Raw genomic sequence first — 3967 nt, 5'->3', positions numbered from 1 at the left:
GGCCCCCCCGCCGCTTCCCCGGCCTGCGCCGCCAGCTGGACCGGTACGCCTCGCTGTACGAGGCCCTGGCCAGCGCCTACGACGTGCGGCTGGCCGAGGCCGAGGCGACCATCGAGACGGTGCTGGCCACCCCGGACGAGGCGCGGCTGCTCGGCGTGGACGTGGGCCTGCCGCTGGTGCTGCACTGCCAGCACAGCTTCGACAACGAGGGCAACCCGGTGGAGTGGGTGCGCTCGCTGTACCGGGGGGACCGCTACAAGTTCGTCACCCGCCTGCGCCCGCCCGAGGAGCGGTAGCCGCCCGCCCCTTGTCCGAGTGCGACCCGGATCACTACGGTGCTATTTGACTCGCGAGTAGGTTTCGCGTTCTCCCGACCGAGTGAGCACCAGGACAGCGAGGCTCCCCCATGGAATCGGCCCCCTTCTCCGGCACCGTCGGCGGCCACGGCGGTGCGCACGCCGTCGCCGCCGCCCTCCACCACGGCGTCGACACGATGTTCACCCTCAGCGGCGGGCACGTGTTCCCCCTCTACGACGCGGCCGTCAAGCCCGAACCCGTGATGCGGCTGCTGGACGTTCGGCACGAGCAGACCGCGGTGTTCGCCGCCGAGGGGGTCGGCAAGCTCACCCGCCGCGCGGGGCTGGCCGTGGTCACCGCGGGCCCGGGGGTCACCAACGCGGTGAGCGGGGTGGCCACCGCCCGGTTCAGCGGCTCACCGCTGGTGCTGATCGGCGGGCGCGCCCCGGACGCGCGCTGGGGCCAGGGGCTGCTCCAGGAGCTGGACCAGCCGCCGCTGTTCGCGACCATCACCAAGCAGGCGCGCACGGTCCACGAGACCGGGTCCATCGCCGCCGCCGTGGACGGCGCCTTCACCGCCGCCAACGGCGCCCACCGCGGCCCGGTCTTCCTCGACGTGCCCATGGACCGCCTCTACGACCAGGCCGAGGCGGAGCCGGCGGGCGGCGCCCCGGCCGCCGACCGATCCCCCGACCCCGGCGAGGTGTCGGCGGTGGCGCGGCTGCTGTCCGAGGCCGAGCGGCCGGTGCTGGTGCTCGGCGGGGACGTGTGGCTGGACGGCGCCGAGGCGGCCGCACTGGAGGCCGCCGAGGAGCTGGGCGTCCCGGTGGTCACCAACGGGCAGGGGCGGGGGCTGCTGCCCGGCGGCCACCGGCTGCTGGCCAACCGGGCGCGCGGCGCCGCCTTCGGCGGGGCCGACCTGGTCGTGGTCGCGGGCACCCCGCTCGACTTCCGCCTGGGCCACGGCCTGTTCGGCGGCAAGGACGGGGCTCCCCCGGCCAAGGTCGCGCACCTGGCCGACGCCGCGGACCAGATCGCCGGGCACCTCGACCTCGCCGCCTCCGCCTCGGGCGACCTGGGCGCGCTGCTGCGCGGCATCGCCGCCGAGGCCAAGCCGCGGCCGGAGGCGCGGGAGTGGGCCGAGCGGATCTCCGGCACCGCGGCCCGCGCCGCAGCCTCCGACGCCGAGGCGCTCGCGAGCACCGCCGACCCGATCCACCCGGCGCGGATCTACGGCGAGCTGAACCGGGTACTGGACGACGATGCGGTGGTGATCGGCGACGGCGGGGACTTCGTGTCCTACGCCGGCAAGTACATCGAGCCCCGGCGCCCGGGCAACTGGATGGACCCGGGCCCCTACGGCTGCCTGGGCACCGGCATGGGCTACGCGATCGCGGCCCGCCTGTCGCGCCCCTCGTCCCAGGTGGTGACGCTCTTCGGGGACGGCGCGGCCGGGTTCTCGCTGATGGACGTGGACACCCTGGTCCGGCACCGGCTGCCGGTGGTGATGGTGTGCGGCAACAACGGCATCTGGGGCCTGGAGAAGGCGCCCATGCAGATGCTGTACGGCTACGACGTGGCCGCCGACCTGTCCCCGCAGACCCGCTACGACGAGGTGGTCCGCGCCCTAGGCGGCGGGGGCGAGCTGGTCACCGACCCCGAGGAGATCGCCCCGGCCCTGCGCCGCGCCTTCGACTCCGGGGTGCCGTACATGGTCAACATCGCCACCGACCCGGACAACGTGTACCCCCGCAAGACGATGGGCGTCTGACCCGGACGCCCCACCGGACCACCGGGCGCGGGACCGAACGTCCGGCCGGCCCCGCGCCCGGTGCGACGCACGGCCCCGGCGGTGTCCCGCCGCCCCGGACCGGCAGGACGGTTTCCCCCTGTCAACGGGCAGGACGCCATCCCGTCCGCTCGACCGGTAGGACGGCGCCCCACCCTCTCGACCGGTAGGGCGGCGCACCCCTCCGCCGGACGGGACGGTCCACCCGGCGGCGGCCCGACGGGCTCCCGGCCCCACCCGATAGGTTCCGTTGCCATGAGCGACATCGCAGAACCGCGCCCTGGAGCGCGCGGCCGGGTGGAGACGACCGTCGCAACGGGCGACACCGCCGCCTCGCTGGGCAGCGGAGACGTGCCGGTGCTGGGCACGCCGCGGGTGCTGGCCCTGGCGGAGGAGGCCACGGTGGCGGCACTGGAGAACGGCCTGGAGGCGGGCCGCACCACGGTCGGCACCCGGATCGCCCTGCGCCACACGGCACCGACCCCGACCGGGGCCCGCGTGCGGGCCGAGGCGGAGCTGACCGAGGTGGACGGCAAGCGCTTGGTCTTCGAGGTGAAAGTGGTCCAGCTGGACCGGAATCCGGCAGGCTCGGACGGCGCCGACGGCCGCACCGTCGCCACGGGCACCATCGAACGCGTCACCGTCGACCGCGAACGCTTCATCACCTCGGCCGAGGGCTAGCACTTCGGGAGGCGAAGAGGCGTGCCGGTTCCCGGGTCTCGGCTGTCGACCGCCCGGCCTCTCGCGGTCCGGGCGAAAGCGGCGACGACGGCACGACGGGTACCCCGCTCCGGCCTGCCGGCCGGGTGCCAGGTCGTCGGGGGCGCAGGGTGGTAGGCGGCGACGAGGCGGCGGGGCGGTTCCCCGGCCCTGCCGGTCGGCCGGCGGGTCGCCGGTGGCCCAGGAACAGCAGCGACGACGGCTCAGCGGGTACCCCGCTCCGGTCTGCTTGCCGGGCGCCGGGCCTCTTTGGTGCAGGGGGAAGGCGGCGGCGAAGGGGTGGGGCGGTTTCCCGGGGCCACAGGTCGGCTGCCGGGCCTCTCGCGGTCCGAGCGGGTGCGGGGGCGGGCCCGGTATCGCGCACCCGCGCCCGCAGCGGCCACCCGGCCCGCGCCGGGCGCCACTTCAACCAGAAAGGCCTTTCTGACCTGGATTAATACGCACCGTCATTGGGCGAGGAGAGCGCAGGCACGCTGATCGACGCCCCATGGCGGTTCCCCGGTGCGATCCCGGCCAGACCAGAACGGGGTTCGGTACCACCGTGCCCGCATTGCCCCTGTTCGTCCACCCGCCGGCGGGGAAGGGGTGGTCGAGGAGGGGCGGGGCATCCGGTCGTGCCGGGCCTCGTAACGGTGTCGGCCCACTTTCGGCTACCCGGAGTGAACGAGAGCGCCACAATCGGGTCCGGGGTGCCAGTAGAAGGGGCGCCGGGGACCGAATCACGTTCTGGTCTGGCCACGGTCGCACACCTGCCCGCCCCGGAGGCCGCTCCGGGCGCGCGCGAGGCCCGAACCCCCTTCCGATCCGGACAAACGGGGCGCCCGGCGGGCCGCCTCCACTGAAACCGGCCCGGAAGGGGCCGTTCTCCATCGCGAGTGGTGGTATCGCCACCCAATTGCACATTGCGTGGCGATACCACCACTCTCGATGCTCAGCCACCGCCTGATACGCCCGGTATGCCCGGAACGCGAAGAGGAAGGGTCCCTCCCAGACGGCAGGCCACCCGGACCGGCCGAACACCGGAGCCCCCACCCGGCGAGCAGCCCTGCCTAGAGCATCGGCCCTTCCATCGCCGCCCGTCTTTCCCGCACCGAAAGGCCCCGCCGCCCGGCAAGCAGGCCGGAGCAGGGCACCAGCCGTCCCGTCGCCGCTGCTGTTCCG

The 3967-nt window shown here is 74.8% G+C and carries 3 protein-coding genes; all 3 read left to right on the top strand.

The window, feature by feature from the left end; all coding sequences use genetic code 11:
- A partial coding sequence (locus tag D450_RS0117370) for a GntR family transcriptional regulator (protein ID WP_017539923.1) occupies window positions 1–296 on the top strand: 296 nt, incomplete at its 5' end.
- A 110-nt stretch (window positions 297–406) separates the two neighbouring features.
- Window positions 407–2068 carry an acetolactate synthase gene (locus D450_RS0117365; RefSeq protein WP_017539922.1) on the top strand — a complete coding sequence of 554 codons (1662 nt, stop codon included), beginning with the start codon at window positions 407–409 and terminating at the stop codon, window positions 2066–2068.
- A 273-nt stretch (window positions 2069–2341) separates the two neighbouring features.
- Window positions 2342–2767, top strand: a complete 426-nt coding sequence (locus tag D450_RS0117360) for a thioesterase family protein (RefSeq protein WP_026128615.1) — start codon at window positions 2342–2344, stop codon at window positions 2765–2767.
- The last annotated feature ends 1200 nt before the right edge of the window (window positions 2768–3967 follow it).

The organism is Nocardiopsis halophila DSM 44494, assembly GCF_000341245.1.
GTDB classification, from domain to species: domain Bacteria; phylum Actinomycetota; class Actinomycetes; order Streptosporangiales; family Streptosporangiaceae; genus Nocardiopsis_A; species Nocardiopsis_A halophila.
This window is presented reverse-complemented; position numbering and strand designations above follow the sequence as displayed.